At 65.6% G+C, this 26,427-nt stretch carries 23 protein-coding genes; 11 read left to right on the plus strand and 12 right to left on the minus strand.

Translation table 11 applies throughout. From position 1 onward, the window contains the following. Positions 1-37: 37 nt before the first annotated feature. Both MLG87_RS00120 and MLG87_RS00125 read right to left on the minus strand, forming a co-directional pair. Positions 38-1,510, minus strand: a complete 1,473-nt coding sequence (locus MLG87_RS00120) for a hypothetical protein (RefSeq protein WP_243293211.1) — start codon at positions 1,508-1,510, stop codon at positions 38-40. Positions 1,511-1,657: 147 nt separating this feature from the next. Further along, positions 1,658-2,698, minus strand: coding sequence for a hypothetical protein (locus MLG87_RS00125; RefSeq protein ID WP_243293212.1), 1,041 nt, complete (start codon positions 2,696-2,698; stop codon positions 1,658-1,660). Positions 2,699-3,253: 555 nt separating this feature from the next. Here MLG87_RS00125 and MLG87_RS00130 point away from each other — a divergent pair. Continuing rightward, positions 3,254-4,282 carry a DUF2911 domain-containing protein gene (locus MLG87_RS00130; RefSeq protein WP_243293213.1) on the plus strand — a complete coding sequence of 343 codons (1,029 nt, stop codon included), beginning with the start codon at positions 3,254-3,256 and terminating at the stop codon, positions 4,280-4,282. Positions 4,283-4,595: 313 nt separating this feature from the next. After that, entirely contained in the window at positions 4,596-4,865 is a 270-nt protein-coding gene (locus MLG87_RS00135; RefSeq protein ID WP_243293214.1) for an alpha/beta fold hydrolase, read from the plus strand. Positions 4,866-4,881: 16 nt separating this feature from the next. Here MLG87_RS00135 and MLG87_RS00140 read toward each other — a convergent pair whose 3' ends face one another. Continuing rightward, positions 4,882-5,133, minus strand: a complete 252-nt coding sequence (locus MLG87_RS00140) for an Ada metal-binding domain-containing protein (protein ID WP_243293215.1) — start codon at positions 5,131-5,133, stop codon at positions 4,882-4,884. A 181-nt stretch (positions 5,134-5,314) separates the two neighbouring features. On the opposite strand from MLG87_RS00140, the gene MLG87_RS00145 reads away from it, so the two are divergent. The 4 genes from MLG87_RS00145 (at position 5,315) to MLG87_RS00160 (ending at position 7,305) form a co-directional block, all read left to right on the plus strand. Then, positions 5,315-5,614 carry a PilZ domain-containing protein gene (locus MLG87_RS00145; RefSeq protein WP_243293216.1) on the plus strand — a complete coding sequence of 100 codons (300 nt, stop codon included), beginning with the start codon at positions 5,315-5,317 and terminating at the stop codon, positions 5,612-5,614. Positions 5,615-5,656: 42 nt separating this feature from the next. Then, on the plus strand, positions 5,657-6,451 hold the full coding sequence (locus tag MLG87_RS00150) for a C40 family peptidase (protein WP_243293217.1): 795 nt from the start codon (positions 5,657-5,659) through the stop codon (positions 6,449-6,451). A gap of 160 nt (positions 6,452-6,611) precedes the next feature. Further along, positions 6,612-6,815 (plus strand): cold-shock protein, encoded by a 204-nt coding sequence (locus MLG87_RS00155; RefSeq protein WP_243285857.1) that lies wholly within the window; start codon positions 6,612-6,614, stop codon positions 6,813-6,815. A gap of 142 nt (positions 6,816-6,957) precedes the next feature. Beyond that, the gene (locus tag MLG87_RS00160) at positions 6,958-7,305 is read left to right on the plus strand and encodes a DUF1292 domain-containing protein (RefSeq protein WP_243285858.1); all 348 of its coding nucleotides are present in this window, start codon (positions 6,958-6,960) and stop codon (positions 7,303-7,305) included. Positions 7,306-7,386: 81 nt separating this feature from the next. Here the strand turns inward: MLG87_RS00160 and MLG87_RS00165 are convergent, their stop codons facing one another. Then, on the minus strand, positions 7,387-8,274 hold the full coding sequence (locus tag MLG87_RS00165) for a DMT family transporter (protein WP_243293218.1): 888 nt from the start codon (positions 8,272-8,274) through the stop codon (positions 7,387-7,389). A gap of 133 nt (positions 8,275-8,407) precedes the next feature. Between MLG87_RS00165 and MLG87_RS00170 the strand changes: the two genes are divergently transcribed. The 5 genes from MLG87_RS00170 to MLG87_RS00190 are packed head-to-tail and all read left to right on the plus strand — an operon-like array spanning position 8,408 to position 14,127. Beyond that, positions 8,408-8,848, plus strand: a complete 441-nt coding sequence (locus MLG87_RS00170) for an Lrp/AsnC family transcriptional regulator (RefSeq protein ID WP_243293219.1) — start codon at positions 8,408-8,410, stop codon at positions 8,846-8,848. A 59-nt stretch (positions 8,849-8,907) separates the two neighbouring features. Further along, positions 8,908-10,860, plus strand: coding sequence for an aconitase family protein (locus tag MLG87_RS00175; RefSeq protein WP_243293220.1), 1,953 nt, complete (start codon positions 8,908-8,910; stop codon positions 10,858-10,860). After that, a complete protein-coding gene (locus MLG87_RS00180) occupies positions 10,857-12,788 on the plus strand; it encodes a L,D-transpeptidase family protein (protein ID WP_243293221.1) in 1,932 nt (643 codons plus the stop codon). The genes MLG87_RS00175 and MLG87_RS00180 overlap by 4 nt, the downstream gene beginning before the upstream one ends. Positions 12,789-12,814: 26 nt before the next feature. Continuing rightward, positions 12,815-13,603 carry a nucleoside triphosphate pyrophosphohydrolase gene (gene mazG / locus MLG87_RS00185; protein ID WP_243293222.1) on the plus strand — a complete coding sequence of 263 codons (789 nt, stop codon included), beginning with the start codon at positions 12,815-12,817 and terminating at the stop codon, positions 13,601-13,603. Further along, positions 13,603-14,127, plus strand: a complete 525-nt coding sequence (locus tag MLG87_RS00190) for a hypothetical protein (RefSeq protein WP_243293223.1) — start codon at positions 13,603-13,605, stop codon at positions 14,125-14,127. Before mazG ends, MLG87_RS00190 begins: the two co-directional genes overlap by 1 nt. Positions 14,128-14,153: 26 nt before the next feature. Here the strand turns inward: MLG87_RS00190 and MLG87_RS00195 are convergent, their stop codons facing one another. The 8 genes from MLG87_RS00195 to MLG87_RS00230 all read right to left on the minus strand — a co-directional run. After that, entirely contained in the window at positions 14,154-14,903 is a 750-nt protein-coding gene (locus MLG87_RS00195) for a hypothetical protein (RefSeq protein ID WP_243293224.1), read from the minus strand. 82 nt (positions 14,904-14,985) lie between these two features. Continuing rightward, positions 14,986-16,446, minus strand: coding sequence for a B12-binding domain-containing radical SAM protein (locus MLG87_RS16245; protein WP_243293225.1), 1,461 nt, complete (start codon positions 16,444-16,446; stop codon positions 14,986-14,988). A gap of 71 nt (positions 16,447-16,517) precedes the next feature. Further along, positions 16,518-17,345, minus strand: a complete 828-nt coding sequence (locus MLG87_RS00205) for a cytochrome c biogenesis protein (protein ID WP_243293226.1) — start codon at positions 17,343-17,345, stop codon at positions 16,518-16,520. Positions 17,346-17,360: 15 nt separating this feature from the next. After that, positions 17,361-17,894, minus strand: a complete 534-nt coding sequence (locus MLG87_RS00210; RefSeq protein WP_243293227.1) for a hypothetical protein — start codon at positions 17,892-17,894, stop codon at positions 17,361-17,363. Then, positions 17,891-19,210, minus strand: a complete 1,320-nt coding sequence (locus MLG87_RS00215; RefSeq protein WP_243293228.1) for a cytochrome c biogenesis ResB family protein — start codon at positions 19,208-19,210, stop codon at positions 17,891-17,893. The genes MLG87_RS00210 and MLG87_RS00215 overlap by 4 nt, the downstream gene beginning before the upstream one ends. Next, positions 19,207-21,786 carry a cytochrome c3 family protein gene (locus MLG87_RS00220; protein ID WP_243293229.1) on the minus strand — a complete coding sequence of 860 codons (2,580 nt, stop codon included), beginning with the start codon at positions 21,784-21,786 and terminating at the stop codon, positions 19,207-19,209. The genes MLG87_RS00215 and MLG87_RS00220 overlap by 4 nt, the downstream gene beginning before the upstream one ends. 238 nt (positions 21,787-22,024) lie before the next feature. Next, positions 22,025-25,000, minus strand: a complete 2,976-nt coding sequence (locus tag MLG87_RS00225; protein WP_243293230.1) for a cytochrome c3 family protein — start codon at positions 24,998-25,000, stop codon at positions 22,025-22,027. Further along, positions 24,997-26,427: NHL repeat-containing protein (locus tag MLG87_RS00230; protein ID WP_243293231.1), on the minus strand; the 1,431-nt coding region annotated here is incomplete at its 5' end. The genes MLG87_RS00225 and MLG87_RS00230, both read right to left, overlap by 4 nt.

Below are 26,427 nucleotides of genomic sequence, written 5' to 3' on the forward strand. Positions count from 1 at the left end.
TTACAATGTATTTAAACTGAATATTTTGTTATATCGATTATTTCAATGGGATTTCTTCAAGCATTTTTGTTTTTTTGACCCACTTCCATAAAACAGTGTCATATTTGGCCCCCTTTTGGAACACCAGTGCACGCAGATTTCCGTCTGCCCCGATCCACAATGAACCAATGCGCTGATAGGCCCCATATTCCCCGATGGGCTCGGCTGTTAGGGATGCAAAGTCCAAACGCCATAGGGCGCTCGACGAGGGATTACCTCCAGTCATTGGACCTGGACCGAACGTGAAATAACAGCCTGAATCATCATCATAACAAACAAGTGGCTTTACCTCATTATAAACGGGAAGCCCATGAATCGGATGGCCTTTCTCATCGGAAAGATCATCATGAATAGAGGCGATGCTTCCGTTCATGGCTCTACCGAGTTTGGCCTTTACCCGAGATCCATCGGCTTTTTCGACTGAGGTGTATTCAGCTGGTTGTTCCCGATATTCTGTTTTATCAATTCTAATAAATTTATGATTCATGATTGGTAGAATGTACCCTACATGGCCCTCCCAGCTTGGGGACTGAGCCTTTTCGGTTGTTCCTGATTTGGTATGTAGTATCACCGGAGGTAGTAACTTTGTATCTTGGTCATAATTAGAGACAGGGCCGCTTCGTCCCCAAAGAATTAAGTCGTCGTCAATCGGATAGCTCTCGAAAAATTTTTCAATTTTTTTCTGGGTGTTCACGGTTTTATCGACGTTCTTGGAATAATTTGTAATGTAATCAATGTTTGAAGGGCAACTGGCCATTTTCAGGTGGACCCAGCTACCAAATTCCGGGAGCCGGACATCCATCCCTTGATTTCCAGATGGAGGATTGGAGTAATCAACAACGGGAGATCCGCCGATCAAATAAATTTTTTGATCGGCCGTGACAGCAATATTCCCACCCAAATGAGATTGAGGCTCTCCAGATAAGGATTGCCACGATCGCTTAGCCGGGTCGTAAAGTTCTATTAGATCAGATGCCCTCTCCGAGGACAAAATTTTGCCAGAATCATCTCTTTCATTATAAGGAATGAAACCGCCCCAAAGAATGACATATCCATTTTGTAGGAGATTCAATTTGGAACAATAGTGCTGTTCTGTGGTTTTGGTGAATTGACATAATTTTCCATTATTTTCGTCAAAAATATATGAACCACCATCCGAATTAATAATCATGAACTGGCCGTCAAGAAGTGGTGTACTTGTGATTCCGTCTGCGTTCGTCCAGAATGAGATATCGGCACGACTCATTTCATTTGACGAAGTGAAAGTATCAGTACTCGAATATTCTCTGGGCGCTTCGCCTGACAAATCAACATCCGATTTTACCGAGTGGTAGGGATGTGTGCGCATTGCAGGTGGAAGGTTAAATCCATAGCGAGAGTGCCAAAAAATAACAATTGGGACAAGCGAAAACATCAAAATCACACCCACCCAAGTAAACAGGCTCTGTAGTATCGGATAGGATTTTTTCATGGCTGTGCCTAACGAATGAAGCTAAGCGGCCCCGCCTGCACCTAGGCGATGAGCGGAGCCGAGATAGCGAGGTGAAGAGAAGGAGCGGAGGGCAATGCAGGCGGGGTTCGGGTTGAGCGCAGGGTCAGGCTGCGTGCAAGATTCGGACTAGTTAAATCCAGGAATGGCTTGCTCGGGGTGAAGCTCCATCCAACGATCCATCAGTTCTTTTCTCCTTAGCCGTGACTGCTCTTGTGATATCCCTGGTGAATTAAGGATAGGATCTTCTGCTAAGAGGACCCGGAATGCAGGAGGCATATCCTCTGTATTTTTCGGTAGGCGACCAAGTTTACTTGCAAGTTCCTGATATTCGTGTTCGATTTGCGGTGTCCTTTGATTTGGGTAATGACGTAATATGCTGATGTATTTCAAGCGCTGTTCTGGAGATAATTCGAATTCTCTTAACACCATCTGGATCGTATAAATATCACCAGCGTCTGCTCCCAGTAAGGCTCGTTTTTTGAAATTCTGTTTCTCGAAGTATTCTCTTGGAGTTGTCCCTGCCATTGGTGCAAATGGATTAATCCAAATCATGGGATAAAAATTTTCGACCATCATCTGAAGTCCAAGTAATGATACTATGGAAGGAATAAAGAGTAAAAAATTCAGAGAAAATGTCAATTGAGGGCGCCAACGCCGCAATGCAAATATTAAAATAATGGGGAACCCTGCCGCGAAAATGATCGGAAAAAAAGGAAGCATTGAAAAAACAGTAAAGCATCCAATTAGATATAAAATTAGTCTAAGCCGAACAATCCATTCTTCTCGTCGTAGGATGAGGAGGAAAATTAAAAAACCTCCAACTGTGCCGAAAATTAGAGTTATAAGCGCATTTGAAACGAGAATGCTAACATATCCATTATAAAAAAATAAAATAAGAGGTCTGAATAAAATAAAAGCAACTGCAATAAATTTATTTACTAGGGTTATATTATTAGAAAAAACAATATAAAAACCTGCTTGACCAATAGTTAGAATTAAAAGGCCTATAGGTATACCTACTATAGCTAAAAGAGCAAGGGGGATTCCCCAACCAACTAAGAGGCCTTTTAACCAGACCCGAACCCAAGGGTTACTAGAACGGCATTGTCTGTACCAGCAGTCGAATACGTTGTTCGAAGGTGAGGCTGTTTTCTTTTGATTGGACACAGAGACCTAACTTTGTATTCGGCGAATTGAATGGCAAAAGCCAAGGAACGCCTTTATGGGTTGAAAGTCGAGGCTGAGCTATTTCGCGATCATGTTCCCACTCGATTGGTTTGATCCTCATCACAACTAGCCGAACGGTGTGAAATGGCCGCTGAACGGTAGCGGCTGCCTGGGAAAGCTATTTCGCCAACGAATTTCAGTGAAGACGGTGATAAAGGAGGGAAAGCGCACCGCACGGGCCCGCCTTCGGCGGCGTCGAGCGGGCTGGAAGTCGTCCGGGGGTGCCCATGATACGTGCGGTCAGACCTCATTCGTGAAATCACTGAAATCACTGAAATCACTGTAATCACCGGAATCAGTGGCCGAATTGCCTTTGGCTTTTCATCGCCGTCCATCCCCGTTCATCACCGGCCAAAGGCTGTTGCTTTTCAAGCCGTGTCCTTCCCTGGCTCAAGCCATCCTTCCCATCCCGGTCACCCCCGGAATCCCACCGCTCGCCCCTGGCCGCTTCCGGTTCCGGGGGCTTCGGTCCAGGATGCTTCGCGGAGGTGTCCCATGCGTCGGTTCGCTGTTGCCTTGCTCTCGGTTGCGCCCGTGCTCGTCGCCCAGGCGCCGCCCCTCACGCTGCCCGAGGCCAGTCCCCGGGCCACGGTCAGCCAGACGGTGGGGCTGACGGATATTGATGTGAGCTACCACCGGCCGGCGGTGAATGGCCGCAAGATCTGGGGCGGGCTGGTGCCCTACGGCCAGGTCTGGCGGGCCGGGGCCAACGAGAACACCGTGGTGACCTTCTCCAGCCCCGTCCGCGTGGGCGGGACGCCGCTGCCGGCGGGGCGCTACGGCCTCCACATGCTGCCCACGGCCACGGCCTGGACCGTGATCTTCAGCAGCCAGTCCCACGGCTGGGGCAGCTACAGCTACGACGCCAAGGAGGATGTGGCCCGGGTGCCGGTGACGCCCGCGCCGGCGGAGCCGACCGAGCGCCTCGCCTACACCTTCGACGATCCCAGCGACCAGGGGGTCACCTTGTCGCTGCGCTGGGAGAAGCTTCGGGTGCCCATTCCGGTGACGGTGGATTCCAAGGCGGTGGTGGTGCAGAGCCTGCGGGAGCAGCTGCGTGGCCTCCACCAGTTCTACCCGGAGGCCTGGAGCGGCGCCGCGGGCTGGTGCGTCCGCAACGACGTGAACCTGGAGGAGGCCATGACCTGGGTGGACCGCTCCCTCGCCATGCGGGAATCCTTCTCGGCTCTGCGCACCAAGGCCGCGCTGCTTGACAAGAAGGGCGACGCCACGGGCGCCGAGGCCCTGCGGGCGAAGGCCCTGGCGAAGGCCACCGAGGTGGAGGTCAACCAGCTGGGCTACACGCTGCTGGGCCAGAAGAAGGTGGACGAGGCCCTCACCCTCTTCCAGCGGAACGTGAAGGACCACCCCGACTCCTGGAACGCCTACGACAGCCTCGCCGAGGCCTACGCCCTCAAGGGCGACAAGGCTCAGGCCGCCGCGAACTACCGCAAGGCCCTCGACAAGGTGAAGCAGGAGGACCAGCGCACCCGCATCCAGAGGGAGCTCGACAAGCTCAAGTAGCTCCGGCAGCCGTTCGCGTCACCGGCGAAGGATTCCTGGAAAGGATCTTCAGCCTGACGGGGAGCCTCAGCCTGGAAATCTGAAACCGCAGATGGGCGCAGAAAAGGCGTCCATCTGCGGCGGTTTGCGGAGGAGCTGAGGAAAGCAGAGGGAATGAACATGCACCCGGCGGGCGCTTCTGTGCCTTCCGTGTTCCTGCTTTATCACCGTCCATCACCGTTCATCACCGGCTGAATGCTTTTGGCTTTGCCTTTCTCCGCCCCTCGGCGGTGAGTGGCCGCGCGGCGCCAAGGCCTCGGCGCTCACCTGCGACATGATCTACACCCAGCCGGTGGTGCAGGATCTTCCGCGCCTCACCGTGCCCACGCCGCTGGTCATCGGCCAGGCGGACCGCACGACCCTGGGCTGCGGGGCGCTCAAGCCCGAGGTGCTGGCCACCCTGGGCCGCTACCCCGAGCTGGGCCGCCGCGCCCAGGCCGCGATTCCCGGCGCGAAGCTGGTGCCCATCGACGGTGTGGGGCACATCCCCCACTTGGAGGCGCCGGTGCGCTTCCAGACGGCGCTGCTGGACTTCCTGAAATAGGCCGCTCGGACGGGGCTCAGTCGGGCTTGCAGTCCTCGCAGGGCTTCATGCCGGCCTTCTTGGCCTCGGCCACGGACCTGAAGTCCACGCGGGTGTGGGCCTTGTCGATCTCCTTCACCCACTTGCAGTTGGCCTTGTGGTACAGCTTCGTCTCCTTGCAGCCCACGATGACCTCGGCCTTGGTTTCGGCCTTCGGCTTGTCGTAGGTCCGGGCGGCCAGTTGGCTCACCATCAGGGCGGCTACGGCCAGGAACTGGAGCGCTCGCATCAGGCACCTCCTTCGGGAAGGTGAATTCCGAGACTCAATTTCGGTCAGACTGCGCCCGGCGCCAGATCTTTCGGACGTGGGGTTGATGGCTTGGATCGGCATTTGCTGCCGCAAGCAAAAAGGAAAAAAACAGCATAATTCGGATTGTTGAGACGAAAAATTCCCCTTATCGTGAATCCCCATGAGCCACCCTATGGAAAAGCGGTCCTGCCCCCGGGCGATCCTGAACCAGATCGTGGAATTCGAATGCGTGGACACGATGCTCGGCCCGCCGGCGGAGATCCGGGCCACGGGCATCGGCCGCGACATCAGCGATGCGGGCGTGAGCCTGCTCACCAACCGCCTCCTGCGACGGGGCGTGGTGCTGACCGTCCATGTGCCCGCCGGGGAGGAGACCGCCGCGCGGTCGGTCCGCTCCGAAGTGACCTGGGTCCAGGGCACGCGGCACGGCATCCGGGTCGGTCTGAAGTTCATCGCCTGACGGGCACCTGCTAGGATCCCTGCATCCTTCAGGCGGGGTCCCATGCTCAACAGGCACAGGACGGGCGCATCCGTGGCGGCGACCCTGCTGGCGCTGGCGGCCTGCACACGCGCGCCGCGCCGGTACGTGGAGCGGCCCCCCGCCAGTCCTGCGGTGGCACCCGCGGCGACCCGGGCCATCCCCCGTCTGGGCTACACCTTGCAGGCCGGGGCCTTCGCGAAGGCGGAGAACGCGGCGCGCTTCGCCCAGGCGCTGCAGGTTCAGGGGCTGGAGGCGGCCTATTACGGCTCGGAGGACGGCCTCTACCGGGTGCGCTTCGGGGACTTCGCCACCAAGGAGAAGGCCCGGGCCCGCGGCGAGGCGCTGAAGGCCGCCGGGGTGATCGAGGCGTTCTGGGTGGTGGCGCCGGACGGATCGGCCCCGGGGGCCTCCGGCCGCCCCCGGGTCCATCCCGAGGACGAGCGGGGCCTGCGGGCCAGCCTGGTGGATGCCGCCCGGGGCTACCTGGGCGTGCCCTACCTGTTCGGAGGCACCACGGAGAAGGGCTTCGACTGCAGCGGCCTCACCGGGGCCGTGTACCGGCTGAACGGATTGAAGCTGCCGCGTTCCTCCCAGGCCCAGTTCGAGGCGGGCCGCCCCGTGGATCTGGACGCAGCCCGGGCGGGGGACCTGCTCTTCTTTGCGACGAACGGGAACGCCCAGGTGAGCCATGTGGCGCTGTACCTGGGGGATGGGACCTTCATCCACGCCCCGCGGCCGGGGCAGGGCATCCGTCAGGACCGGCTCTCGGACCGCTACTACCAGCGCGCCTTCGTGGGGGCCCGGAGCTACCTCTAAGACTCTCCCGCAAATTAATTCGTCGATTTTTTGAAAATTGGATGCGGAATGGCCTTAGACTGGAAATCGCCCGCCGGTCGTGCGGGTATCAAAAAGCGTTGCTGCCTCGCCTGGAAGGAGCCATGCATCTACATCCAGGACGAAGAAAGCAGGTAGTTACATGGCTCAGGGAACCGTGAAGTGGTTCAACGCCGAAAAGGGTTTCGGATTCATCACCCCCGATGACGGTGGTGCGGATCTGTTCGTTCACCACTCCGCCATCGAGACCACGGGTTTCCGCACCCTGGACGAGAATCAGCGCGTGAGCTTCAACGTGGGTCAGGGCCAGAAGGGCCCCCAGGCCACCAACGTCACCAAGATCTAACCGTACCGTTCACACGGGATCGGCCTCCTTCGGGGGGCCGATTCTTTTTCCGGGGGCGCGCCGCGGCCGGTCCTGTTCAGCTTATTTCCTTGGCCCGAAAGGCCTCCGACCGTATTCTGGTCCCTTGCGCAAGGAGGAGCCCATGGCTCACGAAGGTCACGAGCACGGACCGGACTGCAACCACGATCACGACGATTCCTTTGAGATCGAAGTCGTTGAACTTGAAGACGAGAATGGCGAGAAGGAAGAGTTCGCGATTCTGGAAGAGCTCGAGTTCGAGGGCCGCGACTTCGCGATTCTGGCCCCCCTGGCCGAGTTGCAGGCCCAGGAGGACGGCACCGCTGATCCCGAAGAGGGCCTGAGCCTGGAGATCTTCGAGGTGAAGGACGACATGTTCACCCCCCTCGAGGACGAGGAGCTGGCCGAGCGTCTCATGAAGCACCTCGACGAGCAGGAAGCCAAGCTCAAGGCCGAGGAAGAGAAGGACTGAGCGCGACACCCGGCATTCGTGCGAAGGCCCCCGGTTGGGGGCCTTCTTGCGTACCTGGTCAGATGCTGGATTCCTTACCGGCTATCCCGCACACGGTCTCCGTACCCGAAGCGACCACCCGAGGTTCATCCCGGCGGCTGCCGTGAGGATGGCTGCCGCTCCAACGAATTGAGCCGGGTGCAGGCGGTGGCCGAAGGCCAGGAAATCCACCAGGATCGCGACAAGGGGATAGATGAAGGACAGGGACCCCGTCAAATGCGTCGGCAGCTTCTGGATCGCGCCATAGAGCAGGATGTAGGTCAGGCCCGTGTGGACGATCCCTACCGCCGCGAGCACACCCCATGTGCCCATGCGAACGGGAGGGTGGGAGAGGTTCGCGAAAGGGGCGAGCATCGCGATTCCGACGCAGACCTGGATGAACGCGATCAGATGGGGTGGCGTACCCGCGAGTTTCTTGGTGAGGATGGCAGCCACGGCATAGAAGAAGCCCGCACCCAGGGCCATAAGGACCCCGACAAGGTAATGGAAGCCGTTGTGGCCGGCGTCAGGCTTCGCCTGCACGATCAGGAGCACTCCGGCGAAGGCAAGGGTGAGCCAGGCGAGCTTGGTCACGGTCAGCCGCTCCGAGAAAAAGAGTGCGCCGAGGCCGACCAGCATGAAGGGTTGCGTGTTGTAGACCGCTGTGGAAATCGAAATGGACGTGAAGGAGAAGGAGGCGAAGAGCAGCAGCCAGTTGAGGACGATGGCCACGCCTCCGAGGGCTGCGAGGCCCACGATGCGGCGGGTCGATACGCTGCGAAACAGGCTCATGCGGAGGCAGACGATCCCCAGCGTCACGGCGCCGAATACGCAGCGCCAGAAGACCACATCCAGGATGGGCTGGCCGGAAATCACCACGAACCATCCGATCGTTCCGGCGATCGTCATGGCGGCACTCATTTCGATCGTCCCGCGCACCTTGCTGTCCATCCGCACCTCCCGGGAGCAACCCGCCACAAAGTATCTTTTGTTGAGAGGTGGCGATCTATGGCTTTAGGAAGGTATATGATTGAATTGTATTAATAATATTAGGTCATCAAGTCAATATTCCGAGGAATCTAAAATGACGGATGAAGTGGATCAGCGCCTGCTCACGGCCCTGGCAAAGGACGCACGGATGTCTCTGAAGGACCTGGCCAGCCAGGTTGGTCTTTCCTCCCCCAGTGTTTCCGAGCGGCTGCGCCGCCTCGAGGAACGGGGCGTCATCCGCGCCTTCACCATCGAGATCGACCCCCAGCTTCTCGGCTACCAGCTGCAGGCCATCGTCCGCATCCGGCCCCTGCCTGGCAAGCTGCAGATCGTCCAGAAGCACCTAGAGGGGGTTCCCGAAATCTGCGAGTGCGACAAGGTGACGGGGGACAATTGCTTCATCGCCCGGCTCTGTGTGCGATCGATCGAACAGCTCGATCGGATTCTCGATCGCATCGCCGACAAGGCCGAAACGAACACGGCGATCGTGAAATCTCACCCCGTCCGGCGGCGCCTGCCACCGTTGGGAACGTGACGCTCTCGGCTCGTACGCAGGGTATCCCGTGACAGCAGACCCTGTCGTACCCTGGAGGGATGCTGTCTGATCGCGTCTTCTTCGATGGCCGAGTGCTTTTCCTCACGGCGGATCCGGAACGGATCCGCCGCCAGCTCGCCGGCGAGGACCTGGAGCCCACGGATGTCGGTCCCCTGCGGGACCAGATCAGCACCGACGAGATCACACCGGCCTTCATCTGCTACCACTACGACGAGAAGCTCGGCGACTTCCCCTACCTGGGCCTGAAGTGCGGGGATCGCTTCCCGGTGAAGGAAGGCGCCGTGAAGGCCGGTGGCTTTGCGGTGAGCGTGGCCGGGAAGCGGCGCGGCAAGGGCAGCAGCCGCGAGGCCAGCCCCTACGCCGAGTGGTGCGCGGGCATCCGTCTGGTGATCGCCGAGAGCTTCGAGCGCATCTACCGCCAGAACTGCCAGAACCTGGGCCTGCTCACCAGCACGGACTTCGGCCTGATCCCGCGGATCCGTCAGGGCGAATCGATTCATCTCGCGGAGTTCACGGCGGGCCTGGATCCCGTCACGGCGGAGATCGTGCGCCGCGGCGGTCTCTTCGCCTACAACGCCGCGCGCCTGGCGGGCGAGGTGGCACCGCCCCTGCCGTCGCGCGCCCCGCGTCCCATGACCTACGCCGAGAAGCTGCTGGCCCGCCACGCCGTGGTGGACGCGGCGGCGGGGCGGGTGGGCCTGCCCACCGTGGAACCGGGCGACGGCCTCTTCGTGCAGGCCGACTGGCGCTTCAGCCATGAATATGTGACGCCCATGGCCGCCAGCTTCCTGGAGAAGGCGCTGGGGCCGGAGGTGGCGCTGCGCGACCCGGCCTCCATCCTGGCCTTCCGCGACCACCTCACCTTCCTGCACCACAGCATGAAGGCCGAGCACCGGGCCATGGGCCTGCTGGCGGTGGCCGAGGGCCTGAAACCCGCCCAGGAGGCCTTCTGCGCGAAGCACGGCATCCGGCTCCACGGCGAGCTTCCCGACGGATCGGGCAGCGAGGGCATCTGCCACGCCCTCATGGCCGAGTGCTATGTTCTTCCCGGCCAGGTGGTCGTGGGCACGGACTCGCACACGCCCCACGCGGGGGCGCTGGGCTGCCTGGCCTTCGGCGTCGGCACCACGGACATCGCCAACGCCTGGGTGACGGGCGACGTGCGCGTCACCGTGCCGCCCACGCTGCGCGTGCGCCTGAATGGGCGCCTGCGCCCTGGCGTCTCCGCCAAGGACCTGGTGCTGCACCTCCTGGCCCAGCCCCTCATCCGCGAAGGCGGCGCCATCGGTCACGTCGTCGAGTACCAGGGCGAGGCCCTGCGCGACCTGGACACGGACGAGCGGGCCACCCTCACCAACATGGCGGCGGAGATCGGCGGCTTCACGGGCCTCATCGCGCCGGACGCCGAGACCATGCGCTTCGTGAAGGAACGGAGGGGCGCGGAGATCACGCTGGAGCCCTGGATGCGCGGCGACGAGGGCGCCGAGTACGCCCACACCCTGGACGTGGACTGCGCGGCCCTGGGCCCCATGCTGGCCCGCCCAGGCGACCCCGGGAACGGCGTGGCCCTGGCGGACCTGGACGGAACCGTGCCCATCCACATCGCCTACCTGGGCAGCTGCACCGGCGGCAAGCGCGAGGACCTGCGCCGGGCCTACGAGGTGGTGAGGGCCGCGGCGGCGGAAGGCCGGCGCGTGCCCGAGGGCGTGCGGTTCTTCGTGCAGTGCGGCAGCGAGGACGTGCGCCGCCACGCCACCGAGCAGGGCTGGATCGCCGCCTTCGAGGCCGTGGGGGCCGTGGTGCTGGGCAGCTCCTGCGGCGCCTGCATCAACGCGGGGCCGGGCGTCTCCACGCGCCCCGACGAAGTGACCATCAGCGCCATCAACCGCAACTTCCCCGGTCGCAGCGGGCCCGGTCAGGTGTGGCTGGCCAGCCCCGCCACCGTCGCCGCCAGCGCCTTGGCGGGGCGCATCGCGGGAGCGGAGGCGTGATCGATCCGATCCTGGCCGCCCGTTACCGCGCCCTCGTGCTGGCGAACCTCGCCCGGCCGGGATCGCCCGTCTGGGATCCCCGCGCCCGCGTGGCGGTGGTGGACGCGGCCCGCCAGCGCCTGGGTCTGCTGGAGGACGGACGCCTGGTCTTCGAGGGGGTGGTCTCCACGGCGAAGAACGGCCTGGGCTGCGAGGAGAACTCCTACCGCACGCCCACGGGCTGGCACCGCATCCTGGCGCGCATCGGCGCGGGGGCCGAACCCGGTGCGGTGTTCCGGGCCCAGCAGCCCACCGGCGAGGTGTGGCGAGGTGAGCCGCGCGACGAGGACCTCATCCTCACCCGCGTGCTCACCCTCGACGGCCTGGAGGAGGGCTGGAACCGGGGACCGGGGCGAGATTCGCGGCTGCGCTGGATCTACCTCCACGGCACCAACCAGGAGCAGGAGCTGGGCACGCCCGTGTCCCACGGTTGCGTGCGCCTCTCCAACGCGGACGTGGTGGCGCTCTTCGATCGCATGGCCGAGGGGGACCTGCTGCTCATCGCCGAGGATCTGCCCGATGACGACTTCGGTCTGGGACGCCTCCACTTCGCGGGCGTGGCCGGCAGCGGCATGAGCGCCCTGGCCCAGTTCGCCTGCCTGAAGGGCGGCCGGGCCAGCGGCAGCGACCGCAGCTTCGACCGGGGCCAGCGATCCGATGCGCGTCGGCATCTGGAGGACCTGGGCGTGGTGATCCATCCCCAGGATGGTTCGGGTCTGACCGGCGACTGCACGGCGCTGGTGGTGTCCACGGCCGTGGAGGACGAGGTGCCGGACGTGGCCACGGCCCGGCGCCTGGGCGTGCCCGTGCTGCACCGCTCGGAGCTGCTGGCGCACGTGGTAGCGAAGTACCGGACGGTGGCGGTGACGGGCACCAGCGGCAAGTCCACCACCACGGCCATGGTCTTCGAGATCCTGCGGGGCGCGGGGCGCGACCCCTCCGTCATCACCGGCGGCGAGCTGGTGGCCCTCCAGCGGGAAGGCCGCTGGGGCAACGCCTGGGCCGGCGCGTCCGACCTGCTGGTGATCGAGGCCGACGAGAGCGACGGCTCCGTGGTGCGCTACCACGCGGCCGTGGGCGTGATCCTCAACCTCCAGAAAGACCACAAGGACATGGCCGTGGTGGCGGAGATGTTCCGCGCCTTCCGGGCCCAGGTGCGCGAGGCCGCCGTGGTGGGCGAGGCGGAGAACCTGCGGGAATTCGCGGGGGGCGCGACCGTGTTCGGGTTTGGGGGAGGGGCCCGCTTGCGGGCCGAAGGGCTGGTGGTTCGCGCGGATAGTTCCGCTTTCCGCGTAGGGGGAAAGGACTTCGTGCTGCCCATGCCGGGGCTGCACAACGTCGAGAATGCGCTGGCGGCCATCGCGGCGTGTTCGGCGCTGGGCGTGCCGCTGGAGGAGATGATCGCGCCGCTGGCGGCGTTCCAGGGCGTGGCGCGGCGCTTCCAGGTGCTTGGCACCAGGCGCGGCGTGACGGTGGTGGACGACTTCGGCCACAACCCCGCCAAGGTGGCGGCCTCGATCCGCGCGGCCCATCTGCGGACAGCCGCTGGCGGCCGGGTGCTGGCGGTGTTCCAGCCCCACGGCTTCGGCCCGCTGAAGTTCCTGCGCTCGGAGTTCGTGGAGGCCTTCGTGGCCGAACTGGCGTCCCGGGACCGCCTCTGGTTCCTGGACGTGTTCTACGCCGGCGGCACAGCCGCGCGGGACATCACCAGCGCCGAGGTGGTGGCTGAGATCGCCGCGAAGGGCGTCGCCGCCGAAGCCGCGCCCTCGCGGGAATGGCTCGTGGATCGCTTGGCCGCCGAAGCAAAGGCGGGCGACCTCATCCTCGTGATGGGGGCGCGGGATCCCTCGCTCACGGACCTGGCCAAGGCCATCCTCGCCGCCCTCTGAACCGGGCGCTCCGGGTACCCTGGGGCATGGAACCGACCACCCTCCGCGCTGTCATGGCCGCACTCCGCAAGCCGGAGACGGGCTGCCCCTGGGACCTGAAGCAGACCCACGTGTCGCTGGCCCGCTACCTGCGCGAGGAGGCGGCGGAGGTGCTGGACGCCCTGGCGGCGCACCGACCCGGGGATCCCGTCACGGAGGCGCACCTCTGCGAGGAGCTGGGCGACCTCTGGTTGCAGATCGCCTTCCATGCCCAGCTGGCCGCGGACCGGGGCGCCTGGGACCTCCACGACGTGGAGCGCACCATCGTGGAGAAGCTGGTGCGCCGTCATCCGCACGTGTTCGCGGCGGTCGAGGTGGATGGCGCGGAGGACGTGCTCACCAACTGGGCGGCCATCAAGCGCGAGGAAAAGGGGCTCCACGGCGGGGAGCCGCGGCTGCTGGAAGGCATTCCCGCCTCGCTGTCGCCCATGGAGGAGGCCTTGGAGATCGGCCGCCGCTGCGCGAAGGTGGGCTTCGAGTGGCCCGACCTGGAGGGCGTGCTGGACAAGGTGAAGGAGGAAGTGGCGGAGCTCCAGGCCGAGTCCGAGCCGGACCGCGTGGAGGAGGAGTTCGGCGATGTGCTGTTCAGCCTCATGCAGTGGGCCCGCAAGAAGGGCGTGGATCCTGACCGGGCCCTGCGGCGCCAGATGACGCGCTTCAAGGGTCGCTTCGCCTCCGTGGAGGACGATGCCCGGGCCGCGGGCGGATGGGACCAGCGCACCCTCGACGAGATGGAAGCCGCCTGGCAGGCTGCGAAGCGGAGGCAGAAGCCGTGATGGTCCTCGCGCTGCTCGCCTCACGCGGCGGATCCCCGCCCCCTCCCGTCGTCCTGCTGCTGATCCCAGTGGTCTTCCTGGCGGGCTCCTGGCTCACCAACCGGCTCATGGGAATTCCCGCGCTCTATGCGGCCTTCCCCGCCGATCCCACGGACCCCATCGAGAAGAACCTCGGCTGGCAGCAGGTGGAGTTCGGTGCCCTGCGCGGCCACTCGCCGATGTCCCTGAAAGTGGGCCGCCGCTGCTTGCACCTGAAGCAACCCTTCCCCTTCCAGCCCGCCTGGTGGCAGGGGCCGGCCAGCATCCCCTGGAACCAGATCCGGATCGAGAAGGAGGCCAGCGAATCGTCCTGGGCCTTCATGAGCGCCGCCGAGTTCCGCCTGGGCGCGGAGGGGCGGATGATCCGCCTGCGCGGCAAGGCCGCCCGCACCCTCCAGGCGCTGGTGGTCGAGAAACAGGGTGCCGGAGGCCAGGCCTTCGCCACAGGCCTGCCGCCAGGACAGGGGGCGATCCGGCCCAGGTGAACCCCAGGTGAACAACGGGCTGGCGGCTATTTTCCGGTCAGCTTGGCATCCTCGATGATCACCGCGTAGGTGTAGCCGGCGCCGAAGTCCTTGTCGGTCTGGACCACGCCGCGGATGGTCACCGTATCGCCCACGGCCACCTCGGCCTGGCTGGTGGCGGTGACGTCGTTCGTGCCTTTCTTCGGGTCGCCGCTGCCATCCTGGAGGTGCAGCCAGTTCTTGCCCATGATGCCTTTGGTGAATTTCACGACCTTGGCGCGCAGCGTGACGCCCTTCCCCTTCAGGTTCTGTTTCTGGGCCCAGATCTCGGCCACGGTGCGGGCCTCCGCGCCAGCGGCCTTGGCCACCTTCCCGACCTTCACGGGCTTGGCGGGGCGCCCGGCCTGGCCATGGGGATTGGCGCCAGCCGCCGGAGCCGCGCCCGGGGTGGCCAGGGTGCCGAAGTAGACCTCCGCGAAGGTCCGCTTCAGGGTCTTGGATTCGAAGTTCGTCATCAGCACGGCGTTGGCGACCGTGACGTCGGAGCCCTTGTCGGCCTTGGCCTCGGGGACGGCGGTCCACACCTCGCCCTTGGCCGTCTTCAGGCGGAGGTAGCAGTAGGGCGAGGCGTCGAGGCGCTCAAGCACCTTGCCCGTCAGGTCCTCGCCCTTGGGGATCTGGGCTCCCGTGGGGTGGGGTGCGGGCGACGAGGCCTGGGGCGGGGTGGCCGCCGCGGCGTCTGGGCTGAAACCTGCCATCACGGAAGCGGCGAGAAGAAGGGAGAGGGCGCTGGACATGGGGGGTTCCTTTGGTGGATGACGTGTAAGGACCAGTCGGGCTTGGACGGAGTGATCCCGATGGGTCGTGGCGTCCGGGTGATCAGGCGGCCGGATGGGGGTGCATCTTCGGCATCTTCGCCCCCAGGTGGCTGAAGTGCTTGCCATAGGCGGCCATCATCTCCTTGCATGCGCTCAGGAGGTAGCGGCGCTTGAAGCCGTCGGGAAGGGCCCGGATCTGGGGAATCTTCTGGGCGTAGAAGGTCATGTAGCAACGCCCAAGGGCGATGGCGACTTCTTCGAGCGTCATGTCGTAGGGCTCGATGATCGGCGTGGACAGGTTGTACTTGGAATAGTCGCGGACGCGCACCCGGTCCTGCATCTGGTCGTAGAGGGGCGTGAAGGGCATGGGCGTCAGGACGGGGAACACCGCGATGTCGGGGTTCATCCGGATGGCGACCTCGATGGTGCGGTCGATGGAGGCCTGGGTCTCCGTGGGGTGCCCGATCATGAAGGAGGCTTCGGTGACGATGTCGTGCTCACGGGCCAGGCGGATGGCCTGGGCGATGGCGTTCACATCGTTGCCCTTGTTGAGGGAAGCCAGCAGCTCGTCCGTGCCGGCCTCGGCCCCGATGTAGAGATGCACCACGCCCGCCTCCCGGTACTTGGGCAGCAGGTCGGCGTCGCGCACCACATCTTCCGCGCGGGTCTCCATCAGCAGCCGGATACCGAGCCGGGCGTCGATGATGAGGTCGAGGAGCCGCTCCCAGCGTCCGCGGTCATGGGTGGGGTACGGGTCGATCATCGTGATGGATTCGACGGCGTAGCGGTCCACGAGCAGGCGGATCTCCTCGATGACGTCCTCCGGCGTGCGGGCACGCCAGTCGCCCCGCCAGAAGGCCCGGTGGCTGCAGAACGAGCAGCCCATCATGCAGCCGCGGGAGGTGAGGATGGAGGCCATGCGGCCCGGGGGATCGATCCGGTAGCGGTAGGCGTCCCAGTCCAGCAGGTGCCAGGCGGGCTTGACTGCGTCAAGGTCCGTGATGTGCGGGCGGGTCTCGGTGACGATGACCTCGTCGTCGCGCAGGAAGGCGAGGCCGCGGACGCCATCCAGCACGCCACCCGGAAGGGCCGCCAGCAGCTCGGGGAAGGTGGCTTCCGCCTCGCCGCGCAGGACGATGTCCACGGCCCGGGAGGGATCCCGCAGAAGCTCGGAATATTTGAAGGTGGGGAAGGGGCCGCCGATGAGCGTGGTGATGGCGGGGTCCACCGTCTTGGCCAGGCCCAGGGCCTTCATGGCGGCGGGCACCACCGCCGTGCTGATGGCGCCGGTGACGGGCAGGTAGTCGTAGGCCACGACGACATCCGGGCGGTACTGTTCCACCTCCGCGCGGATGGTTTCGAAGCTGGCGCCATCCCGGTTCATGGCGTCGTAGATGCGGGCCTCGTGCCCCGCCCCTTCGACGGCTCCGGCCAGGTAGGCGATCTGGAGCGGCGGCCAGGTGCCGATGACCTCCACCCCCCAGCTGGAGTAGGGCGGCACCACGAAAAGGACCTTGCTCACGACGTCACCCTCATTGCCTTTCGCAACATCATTCTGGGGTCAAAGGTGGCGGAAATAGTCACAATCCCCGGTCACTGGAAGTAGGCGGCGTGAAGCGAGGGCACCAGGAAGGGAAAGATGAAGGCCGTGAGGATGGAGACCCCGAAACAGCCGATGGTGAGCCAGGCCGTGGACCGCGAGCCCAGGCGATAGAACAGCCGCAGGTGCAGCAAGGTGCCGAAGCAGAGCCAGGTCACGAGCGACCAGGTCTCGATGGGATCCCAGCCCCAGTAGCGGCCCCAGGACTGATGGGCCCAGATGGCGCCCGCGATGATGGTGGTGGACCAGAACACGAAGCCGAAGCCCACGAAGCGGATCATGGAGGCATCCAGGACCTCCGCCGATGGGAACCGAGCGAGGAAGGGGCTGGTGGTGCCCTTGAGCTTGCGGAGCGCGAGCACCGCGGCCGCGAAGGCCAGGAGAAACGCCCCCACGGCCAGCTTGGTGAAGAAGATGTGGAAGACGAGCCAGATGGACCGCAGCGTGGGGGGCAGCTCCTTGGCCTCAGGACTTGCCAACAGACCCAGGCCCATCATCAGGATCGCCCCGGGGAGCGCCACCAGGGCGAGCCCTGCCCAGCTGGGCCGTCGCCACAGCACCACGAGCAGCATCACCACAGCGATCCACGCGTTGGAGGACAGCACCTCGGCCTTGGCCATGTAGGGCCCGTGACCCACGGCGATCCAGCGGGCGAGGATGGCCCCGGTGTGGGGCGCCAAGCCCAAGATCGCGAGGAGGACTGCCCAGCGCCCCCGGGTGGGGTGGTTCCACAGCAGGGCGTGGGCGAAGATCACCGTCGCCAGGATGTAGAGGGCCACGGAGGTCCAGTGCAGGGTGGCTTCGAAGACGAATGGGCTCATGGAACGCTCCGGGTTTCAGGGCTTGCCGGGGGGTGGTGTGACGATGCTGTGGGCGTCCTTGGCATCCATGGTCCAGGGCACCTCCTTGCGGCCCACTTGCGGCGGTGCGGCGAAGGCGATCTCCTCGACCATCCAGGCGCCTTTCAGCTTCCGGAAGTGGTAGGTCATCTCGTAACGGTCCACGGATGCCTCGCCCACCTGCTCTCCTGTGCCGACCTTCAGGTCCCGGTAGCGCCACTGCTCCCGCGTGCGCACACGCAGATCCTCCCGGGTCTGCTCGACGCCGGTTACCTCCAGGGAGTCCAGGTGCGCGTCCAGGGCGATGCCCATGTCGGCATGCACGCCGATGAGACCGGTGAGGCGCCTGCCGTCCGGCGCGTTTGGCCCCACCACGGCATCGATGAGGAGGATGTCGTTCTTCCGGTAGGCCTCGCTCACCACCTCGTTGTAGCGGGTCACCAGGGTCCGGGCCTGCTGGTCTGACACGCGACCGCAGCCCAGGGCGAGGGCCGCCAGGATCAGGGAATAGAGCCAGGGGCGCAGGGTCATGCCTCTCCTCCTTGCTCGCGAACGAGCCGCGCGAAGCGTTCCTGGAACAGCGGCGCGAAGCGGTGGGGCTTCAGCGCCACGACCACCCGCTCCCGGCCGTCCTCCGGCGTCACGCTGACCAGCTGGTCCACCCGCGTCACCCCGTAGGTGAGGATGGCTCCCGCCAAGGCGACCATGAAACCGGCGTAGGCGAGCCCAATGGCGGGATCGCGGCTGCCATGGAGCCGGGCCCAGTAGGGGATCCCATGCAGGCGGAACCCACCTCCACCGGGCAGGGCCAGGGCCTCGCCGGGCCGGAGGTTGGCCTCCGCCACGCGGGATTCACCCTGGAGGATCCGCACCTCGGCATGATCGGGCCGGCTTCCGTCCGCTGGCATCGGCACCCGGATGCGGGCGCGGAGGGACCCGGGCCCCGGCGTGTAAGCTCCAAAGGCCTGCGGCTCCTTCCGCTCCAGGAGGACGGCCGTTCGGGACTCGGGGTTGGAGGGCCAGTCCCAGGCCACCAGGGCGGCTGGGCCGAAGAGGCTGTCGGCATAGAGGCGCCCGCGGCTGACCCGGAGGTCCTGGTTGATGCCCAGGTCCTGGGTGGGTCCGCCTTCCGCGTCACCCTCGGCCACCTTCAGGCGGAGTCCCATCAGGTCCCCGCCCTGGTAGCGCGTCGGCTCCACCGACACCAGCTTCAGGGGGGCGTCGAGCTGGAAGGGGGCGGCGAGGGGACCCGGCTGCTGCAGGCCCCAGGCCTCCACGGTGGGGGGCAGGGTCTCGCCTTCGAAGAGGTCCACCACGGCCTGCACGCTGAACAGGGCCCCCAGGACCCCGGCGAGGATCACGGCCAAGAGGCCCGTGTGGAACAGGGGGGAGCCGGCAAGCCCCAGCCTTCCGCGGCTGCGGATGGACCGGGTGGCGGGGCCGTTCCCGGGGCGGGTGAACTCGACCCGGAACGGTGCGTTCCGGAAGTGCGCGTCGGTGAGGACCTGGCTCCAGGTCGCCCGGAGCCGTCGCGTCTGCTCGACGACCACGATGACCAGCGAAGCCGTGGCGAAGGCCAGGGCCGCGAGGAACCACCCGCTGGTGAAGACGTGATCCAGGGACAGGACGTCTACCAGTGCCGATGTGGCGGCGCCATAGGAGCGCAGGTTCAGGACTTGGGCTGCCGGGGACCGGCCGGCCTGGGGCAGGCTGGCCCCGAGGGCGCAGGCGGCGGTGATGACGAGGATCTCCGCGACGATGACGGCCGGCCGGCGCAGGAACCGCTTCACCGGGAGGAAGGGGTTCCATCCCGGTTGGGAGCGGAGAACCTCGTCGCGCGGGCTCACCAGGATTCCACGCCTGTGCCCGAGAGGGCGCTGTGGTGGACCGTCGTGTCGCAGTTGCCGGTCGCGTAGGATCCCACGGCGGCCTTCTTGAACTGGAGGATCAGGGTGTTGGTGCGGTCCCCCTGGTAGGCGTAGCGGGCGGGCATGTTGGTGTTGCAGGCCATGAGGCGGGACATCTTGCTGCCGTGGGGGATCACCACGTGGCAGGCATAGCACTGGTGGCCTTCATGCGTGCTGTTCTTGGTGTGGACGTCGTTGGTGAGTGCCGTGGTGAGCTGGTGGCAGTTGTTGCACCAGGACTGATTCGCGACCGTGCTGCCCAGGGTCGCGGTGAGGGTGACGTTCGGCCAGTTCGCGGCCGGGGCGCCGCCGGCGAATTCCCGCAGCATGAACTGGTTCGCCGATCCGTGTGGACCCTGGGCCGCCGTGCCGTTGGTGTTGTGGCAGTCGGAGCACATCATGGTCTGCGTCCCCACGGCGGTCCACGGGGCCTTCATGAAGGACGCGCTGAGCGCCTTGGGAGCGACGTTTCCGGTGTAGTTGTTGAGGCCGGTCACCACCGGGTGGCCCGAGGCATTGCTGGGGCTGAATTCCTGGGCAAGGTCGGTCTGCTCCCGGGTGATGACATAGGCCGCCGCCGCGGCGTCGGTGGGGCCCGCATAGGGGGTGGCCAAGGTGATGGAGGTGGCGGTGGCGGCGGCGATCTTGTAGGCCGGCGACGTGAGGTTCTTCTGGATGTACATGCCCACCACGGTGCGGCCGGGCGTGGTCTCGGAATTGCCCGCGGTGGTGGTGACGATCCAGGTGGTGCCGGTGCCGGCCACAGTGGTGCTTCCGTTGGTGAACTTGGCAGTCCCGGTGTTGTAGAAGGTGGTGACGCCGCCGGGGCGGTTGGCGCCATAGCTGTCGTAGCTCGTATGGCACTTGAAGCAGAGCTGGTACTCGTACGTGGCGCCGCTGGCGGCCACCGTGGGAGACCCGCTGGCGATCTTGGTGAAGGCGGCTGCGGTGGGGGTCGGCCACAGCCCCAGGCCGGTGTAGTTGAACTGGATGCCATCCACGCCGCGGAGGGCGTACATGTTGTTCAGCACGCCGCCGGCGTCGGCGCGGAGGCGGTTCCGGTTGGCGTCGGCGGCGGTGCTATAGGCGTGCACCCCTGGCGTGGCCATGTGGGGGTTGTGGCAGTCGGCGCAGCCCACGAGGTGGCCGCTGGTCCGCTCCACGGGGTGGTGGTTGGTCTTGAGGATCTCGGTGCGGACGTCCTTGGCGGGGGCGCCGTCGTGGCAGGTGAGGCAGAGGTTGTCCTGACGGGCTCCCAGGGCGAAGGCGTAGCGTCCGCCGGGGTTGTTGGCGTCGGGCCAGCCGTGGGGGGTGTGGCAGTTCTTGCAGGCACCCCGCAGCGTGGTGTCCGTGATGGCGGGGTAGGTGCTGCCACCGTACCCGTCACCCGGCCAGAGGATGCCGCTGGTGGGGTTGGTGTGCACATTGGCGGTGGTGGTGTCGGCCAGGGTGTGGCAGTCCGTGCAGAGGGCCAGGGAGTTGCTCACCCGGAGCAGCATGCCGGCGGGGGTAGTTGTCGTGGAGGCCTTGTGGACGTCGTGGCAGGTCAGGCACTCCACATTCCCGGCGGCGGAGAGGACCGTGCCCAGGGTCGGGGTCCTGGTGTTGGGGGCGGTGGCCAGGTTCACGTGGACCGGGTGCGAGGTGCCGCCCTTGCCGACGTTGCGGGCGGCATGGCAGTCTCCGCAGAGGGCGCCGCCGTCGTTGGCCACCCGCTGGAAATGGCGGTTGTTGGTGGTGCCGGCGGTGTAGGTCTGGGAAGCGTTCGGGTCGAAGGGAGCCAGGGCCTGCAGGTGCTGGTCGTGGCAGGTGGAGCACATAAGCTTCCCGCCTTCCAGGTAGGTGGACATGCCCGAGGTGGGCTGGACCAGGTCGGGCCGGAGGTACAGGTAGAACAGGTCGTTGAGGACGAAGGTGCCCGTGCTGGAGAAGGCCAGGGAGACGCCCGAGCTGCCCAGGGCCTGGGGCGTGGTGCTGGTGGTGATCGTCGTGGCGCTGCCGAAGGTGCTGGTGCCGTTGGTGGTCTGGGACCAGGCGACCTTGGCCGTGCCGGTGGCGCCTCCGGTGGTGACCTGGATCTTGATGGTGGCCGCGTAGGCGCCGGTGTAGTCGCCCGAGGAGGTGATCGTGGCGGTGGAGGTGTTGGGAGAGCCCTTGATGAGGCGGCCCTGGGCGCCGGAGTCCCAGCGGTGGGAGGTGCCGCCGGCGGTGGCGCCTACCAGGCTGGCGTCCGCGGGCACGGCCTGGTCCGTGGCGGCGAAGGCCTGGTTGGTGGCCTTGCCGCCGCTCACATGGCAGCTCAGGCAGAGGTTCACATTTCCGCTCACGGTCGTGAGGGTGGCCCCGCTGGCCCCACCCATGACCTTGTGACAGGTGGAGCAGTAGTTCAGCGATCCGTACGAATTCGCCGTGGCGATGTTGTGCGGGGGATCCGTGGCGTACAGGGCCGATGGCAGCCATCCGCAGCTGGCCAGCGCGAACCAGAGGCGCAATCTCGAGGTGGCGCATCGGCTCATGGGGTGAATCTCCGGCTGGGGGAGCAGAGAGTGACCCGGCGAGGCCGGGGTTCCTTCAGGAGGATAGGGGAGGAATTGGATTTCAGGACATATATGTGATCTATGACAGGAGAGCAGATCTCGGGACTTGCGACAGAAAGGTGGAAGCGACCGCATCGGAGGGGGATGAAATCGACGGATGATGGAAATCACAAGCCGGAGGAGGCGGCGGCAGGGCCCGCAGCGGATGCTTCCGGGGTCACCAGGTCTCGGAGGACGTTACGGCGACATTGTGGTAGCAGGAGGTCTGGCAGCTTCCGTCCTGGGAGTAGCCGGTGGCGGAAGTCGGCTTCTTGAACCCAGTGATCTTCATGTTGCTGACGGTGTTGTTGTATGCGTATCGGGCTGGCATGGTGGTGCCGGTCCCGCTGTAGCCGATGAGCCGGGACATCTTGCCCCCGTGGGGGATCACGATGTGGCAGTTCCAGCACTGGTAGCCGCTGTGGTTGCCGGTGTTGTGCGCCGTGTTGTTGCTCAGGGTCAGGGTGTGGCAGTTGGTGCACCAGCTGGTGCTGGCGCTGCTGAGGGTGATGTTGGGCCAGTTGGCGGGGTTGGTGCCGCGCAGCATGAACTGGGCGGCGGAGCCGTGGGGGCCCTGGGCGGCGGGGGTGGCGGCGTCCGTGTTGTGGCAGTCCGAGCACATCATGGTCTGGGTGCCCAGGTTCGTGGCCCAGGGGGCCTTCATGGTGGCGGCGGCGAGGGCCTTGGGGGCAGTGCTGCCCGTGTAGTTGTTCAGGCCCGTGACCACGGGGTGTCCCGAGCGGTTGGCCGGGTTGAACTCCTGGGCCAGGTCCGTCTCCTGGAGGAGGATCGGGCCGGCCAGCAGGAACCGGTAAACGCCCGTGGTCCCGGTGAAATTGCCGCTCAACGTGAGGTGCGTGGCATCCGCCACCGCGGTGATCGTGTAGGTGCCCGTCACGCCGCTGGCTTGGATGGTGTTGCCCACCAGGGCCGAGGTCCAGCTGGTACCGTAGCCCACCACCGCCGTGCTGCCGTTGGTGAAGCTGGCGCCGGGGTGGATGTAGAAGTCCTGGGGGGTGGTGGAGGTGGTGGCGGTGGTGATGGTCAGGGTGGTGGCGTTGGGGACGGCCGTGATGCGGTAGGACGTGGTGTTGCCGGCGGTCATGGCGAAGAACTGGTTCACCAGGGAGGTGTCCCAGGTCGTGCCGTAGCCGGTGACGGTGGTGGTGCCCGTGATGGCAGCGGAGTCACGCAGCTCGTAGGCCTTGGCGGAAGCGGTGGTGCCGTAGGTTCCTGAGAGGGTCACCGCGGTGTTGCTCGTGACCGTGCTGACGTAGCGGAGCGTGCCGGTGTATCCGACGTGGCGGATGTACATGTAGCGGATGGAGGGGGCGTTCCAGGAGGTTCCACTGCCTGTCACGCTCGTGCTGCCGCTGGTGAAGCTGGCCGTGCCCGTACCCGCCACCCAAGGCTGGGTGGTGCCGGAAACCAGAGTGAGGGGGCTGGTGCCGCCGGAGGTGATGCCGTTGGGCGCCGGGTTGGTGCCCCAGCTGTAGCTGGTGTGGCACTTGAAGCAGACCTGGTACTCGAACTCGGCCCCGGAGGCGGCGACGGTGGGCGAGCCCCCGGCGATCTTGGTGAAGTTGGCCGAGGTGGGGACGCCCCACATGGCGAGACCCGAGTAGTTGAAGGCCACGCCATCCACGCCGCGGAGGGCGTACATGTTGTTCAGCACGCCCCCCCCGCTGGCGCGGAGGCGGTTGCGGTCGAGGGTGGCGGTGGTGGTGTAGGTGTGGACGCCCGCCGTGGCCATGTGGGGGTTGTGGCAGTCGGCGCAGCCGACGGTGCGGCCGCTGTTGCGCTCCACCGGGTGGTGGATGGTCTTGGTGATCTGGGTGCGCACATCCTTGGTGGAGGGCCCATCGGCGTCATGGCAGGTGAGGCAGAGGTTGTCCTGCTCGGCGCCCAGGGCGTTGGCGTACTTGCCGCCGGGGTTGTTGGCGTCGGGCCAGCCGTGGGGAGTGTGGCAGTTCTTGCAGGCGCCGCGGAGGGTCGTGTCGGTAATGGCGGCGTAGGTGCTGCCGCCGTACTGGTCCCCGGGCCAGAGGATGCCGCTGGTGGGGTTGGTGTGGGTGTTGGCCGTGGTGGTGTCCGCCAGGGTGTGGCAGTCGGCGCACAGGGCGGTGGTGTTGCTCACGCGGAGCAGCATGCCGGCGGGGGTTGTCGTGGTGGAGGCCTTGTGGACGTCGTGGCAGGTCAGGCAGTGGACGTTGCCGCTGACGGTGAGGGGCACGGTGGTGGGGGTTTTGGTGTTGGCCGCGCCCGCCACGGGGAGGTTCACGGGGTGCGAGGTGCCGCCCTTGCCCACGTTGCGGGGGGCATGGCAGTCACCGCAGAGGGCGCCGCCGTCATTGGCCACCCGCTGGAAGTGGCGGTTGTTGGTGGTGCCGGCGGTGTAGGTCTGGGAGGCGGCTGGATCGAAGGGGGTGAGGGCCTGCAGGTGCTGGTCGTGGCAGGTGGAGCACATGGATCTCCCTGACTCGAGGTGGGAGGCCATGGCCGAGGCGGGCTGGACCAGGTCCGGCCGCACGTAGAGGTAGAAGAGGTCCCCGGCGACGAAGGTCCCGGTGCTGGAGAAGGCCACGGAGACACCGGAGCTGCCCAGGGCCTGGGCGGTGGTGCTGGTGGTGATCGTGGTGGCGCCGCCGAAGGTGGCGGTGCCGTTGGTGGTCTGGGACCAGGCGACCGTGGCGCTGCCCGTGGCGCCGGCGGCGACGACCTGGATCTTGATGGTGGCGGCGTAGGCGCCGGTGTAGTCACCGGAGGGGGTGATGGTGCCGGTGGAGGTGTTGGGTGAGCCCTTGATGAGGCGGCCCTGGGCGCCGGAGTCCCAGCGGTGGGAGGTGCCGCCAGCGGTGGAGCCGACGAGGCTGGCACCCGCGGGCACGGCCTGGTCCGTGGCGGCGAAGGCCTGGTTGGTGGCCCGTCCGCCGCTCACGTGGCAGCTCAGGCACAGGTTCGTGTTGCCGCTCACCGTGGTCAGGGTGCCGCCCGGGGCGCCGTGGAGCTTGTGGCAGGTGGAGCAGTAGTTCAGCGCCCCGTATGAGTTCGCCGTCGAGATGTTGTGCGGGGGATCCGTGGCCAGCAGGGCGGCACCCGCCGCGAGGAGGAGGCCGGTGGCGAGGGCGGGGAGGATTGCGTGGAGCCTGCTCACTGGACACTCCCGGTCGGATTGACCACGGTCACGTCGGCGATGCTTTCAAAGGTCCGCCCGTCGCCCAGGCGCCCCGACAGCACCAGGAAGGTGCTGCCGTCGGGCAGGGTGGCCAGCAGGCGGTCCTGGTCGAACCAGGCGCGGTACTCCACCCGACCGTCGCGGTCGAAGTCGCCGAGGAAGGCACCGGGAACGCGGGTGGCGGGCACACCGTTGGCGGTGAGGGATCCCGGCTGGATGGTGGAGGGGTCCACGCCCGGGATCTTGACGAGGACGGAGACCAGCGGCGGGCGCATGGCGCCGCCGGGAAGCCCATCACCCCGCTCCCGCCAGTTCCTGAGGTTCCGGGCGGCGGCCCTGCGCGCGTGGGCCCGGTCATCGGGATTCTCGCGCACCAGCTGGGTGGGGTTCACGAAGAGGCTGGCGGAGAGGATGTGGGGATCGGTGTAGGCATCCAGGCCGTAGACCTCCACCCGGGTGTTGCCCGGGGCGGCCACGAAGAGCCTGTGGTTCCGGTCCACCACCAGGCTGGCGGGCCCGCTGAGTTGGCCGGGATCTGAACCGAATGAGCCGAGATTGCCGAGGATCGCGCCGGTGGCGGCGTTCACCACCACCACCACGCCGCGGTAGGAATCCGCCAGGAACAGGCGTCCCTGGGCATCCGCGAGCATGCCCTGGATGCGGCCGAAGGTGGTGTTGGAGCCGATCATGCCGATGGGGCCGCCGAACTTGCGGAGGTAGGCGCCGTTCGCGTCGAAGACTTGGATCCGCTCGTTCCCCTGGTCGGAGACGAAGATCTCGCCCGTGGGCGCCACGGCCAGGCCCGTGGGGAAATTGAGCTGACCGGCCTGGATGCCGGGAGTGCCGAACTGGCGCACCAGCTGGTTGTCGGGGCCGTAGACCTTCACCTGGTTCGCCAGGCTGTCCACCACGTAGACCAGGCCGTCAGGCGTGATCTGGATGTGGTTGGGCATCAGGAACTCGCCATCACCCTGGCCGAGATATCCCGCGGGCACCCAGCCCGGGGTGAAGATGGCGACGCGTCCCTTGCCGGCCTCGCACACGAAGATTCGGCCCGAAGCGTCCACGGCCACGCCCAGGGGCCGATCGAGGCCGCGCCGGATGGTGAGGAACTTGCCGGCTTCATCCCGGATGGTGATGGTGCCCAGACGGGGATCCGCCACGTAGAGGCGTCCTGCCGAGTCGGTGGCCAGGCGCACAGGCTCGCGGAAGCCCTTGTCATAGGATCGCAACGGCGTGGCCGTGGGGAGCACAGCCTGGGCCACCAGGCCCGAGGCCGCCGACGCCAGCAGGGTGGCGGGCAATGCCCAGGAACGGAGGGAGATGAACCAGCCGTTCATGATGACGACCTCCAGGGGATCGGGGTTGCGGGGGGGGGGGGGGGGGCCCCATGTGTGGGCCGGGTG

Origin of the sequence: Geothrix mesophila, assembly GCF_022808835.1 — a bacterium.
Taxonomy (GTDB): Bacteria; Acidobacteriota; Holophagae; order Holophagales; family Holophagaceae; genus Geothrix; species Geothrix paludis.

Coding starts and splice junctions, on each gene's coding strand:
- MLG87_RS00120 (WP_243293211.1), bottom strand. CDS start 1,510: ATGAAAAAATCCTATCCGATACTACAGAGCCTGTTTACTTGGGTGGGT.
- MLG87_RS00130 (WP_243293213.1), top strand. CDS start 3,254: ATGCGTCGGTTCGCTGTTGCCTTGCTCTCGGTTGCGCCCGTGCTCGTC.
- MLG87_RS00135 (WP_243293214.1), top strand. CDS start 4,596: ATGATCTACACCCAGCCGGTGGTGCAGGATCTTCCGCGCCTCACCGTG.
- MLG87_RS00140 (WP_243293215.1), bottom strand. CDS start 5,133: ATGCGAGCGCTCCAGTTCCTGGCCGTAGCCGCCCTGATGGTGAGCCAA.
- MLG87_RS00145 (WP_243293216.1), top strand. CDS start 5,315: ATGAGCCACCCTATGGAAAAGCGGTCCTGCCCCCGGGCGATCCTGAAC.
- MLG87_RS00150 (WP_243293217.1), top strand. CDS start 5,657: ATGCTCAACAGGCACAGGACGGGCGCATCCGTGGCGGCGACCCTGCTG.
- MLG87_RS00155 (WP_243285857.1), top strand. CDS start 6,612: ATGGCTCAGGGAACCGTGAAGTGGTTCAACGCCGAAAAGGGTTTCGGA.
- MLG87_RS00160 (WP_243285858.1), top strand. CDS start 6,958: ATGGCTCACGAAGGTCACGAGCACGGACCGGACTGCAACCACGATCAC.
- MLG87_RS00165 (WP_243293218.1), bottom strand. CDS start 8,274: ATGGACAGCAAGGTGCGCGGGACGATCGAAATGAGTGCCGCCATGACG.
- MLG87_RS00170 (WP_243293219.1), top strand. CDS start 8,408: ATGACGGATGAAGTGGATCAGCGCCTGCTCACGGCCCTGGCAAAGGAC.
- MLG87_RS00175 (WP_243293220.1), top strand. CDS start 8,908: ATGCTGTCTGATCGCGTCTTCTTCGATGGCCGAGTGCTTTTCCTCACG.
- mazG (WP_243293222.1), top strand. CDS start 12,815: ATGGAACCGACCACCCTCCGCGCTGTCATGGCCGCACTCCGCAAGCCG.
- MLG87_RS00190 (WP_243293223.1), top strand. CDS start 13,603: ATGGTCCTCGCGCTGCTCGCCTCACGCGGCGGATCCCCGCCCCCTCCC.
- MLG87_RS00195 (WP_243293224.1), bottom strand. CDS start 14,903: ATGTCCAGCGCCCTCTCCCTTCTTCTCGCCGCTTCCGTGATGGCAGGT.
- MLG87_RS00205 (WP_243293226.1), bottom strand. CDS start 17,345: ATGAGCCCATTCGTCTTCGAAGCCACCCTGCACTGGACCTCCGTGGCC.
- MLG87_RS00210 (WP_243293227.1), bottom strand. CDS start 17,894: ATGACCCTGCGCCCCTGGCTCTATTCCCTGATCCTGGCGGCCCTCGCC.
- MLG87_RS00220 (WP_243293229.1), bottom strand. CDS start 21,786: ATGAGCCGATGCGCCACCTCGAGATTGCGCCTCTGGTTCGCGCTGGCC.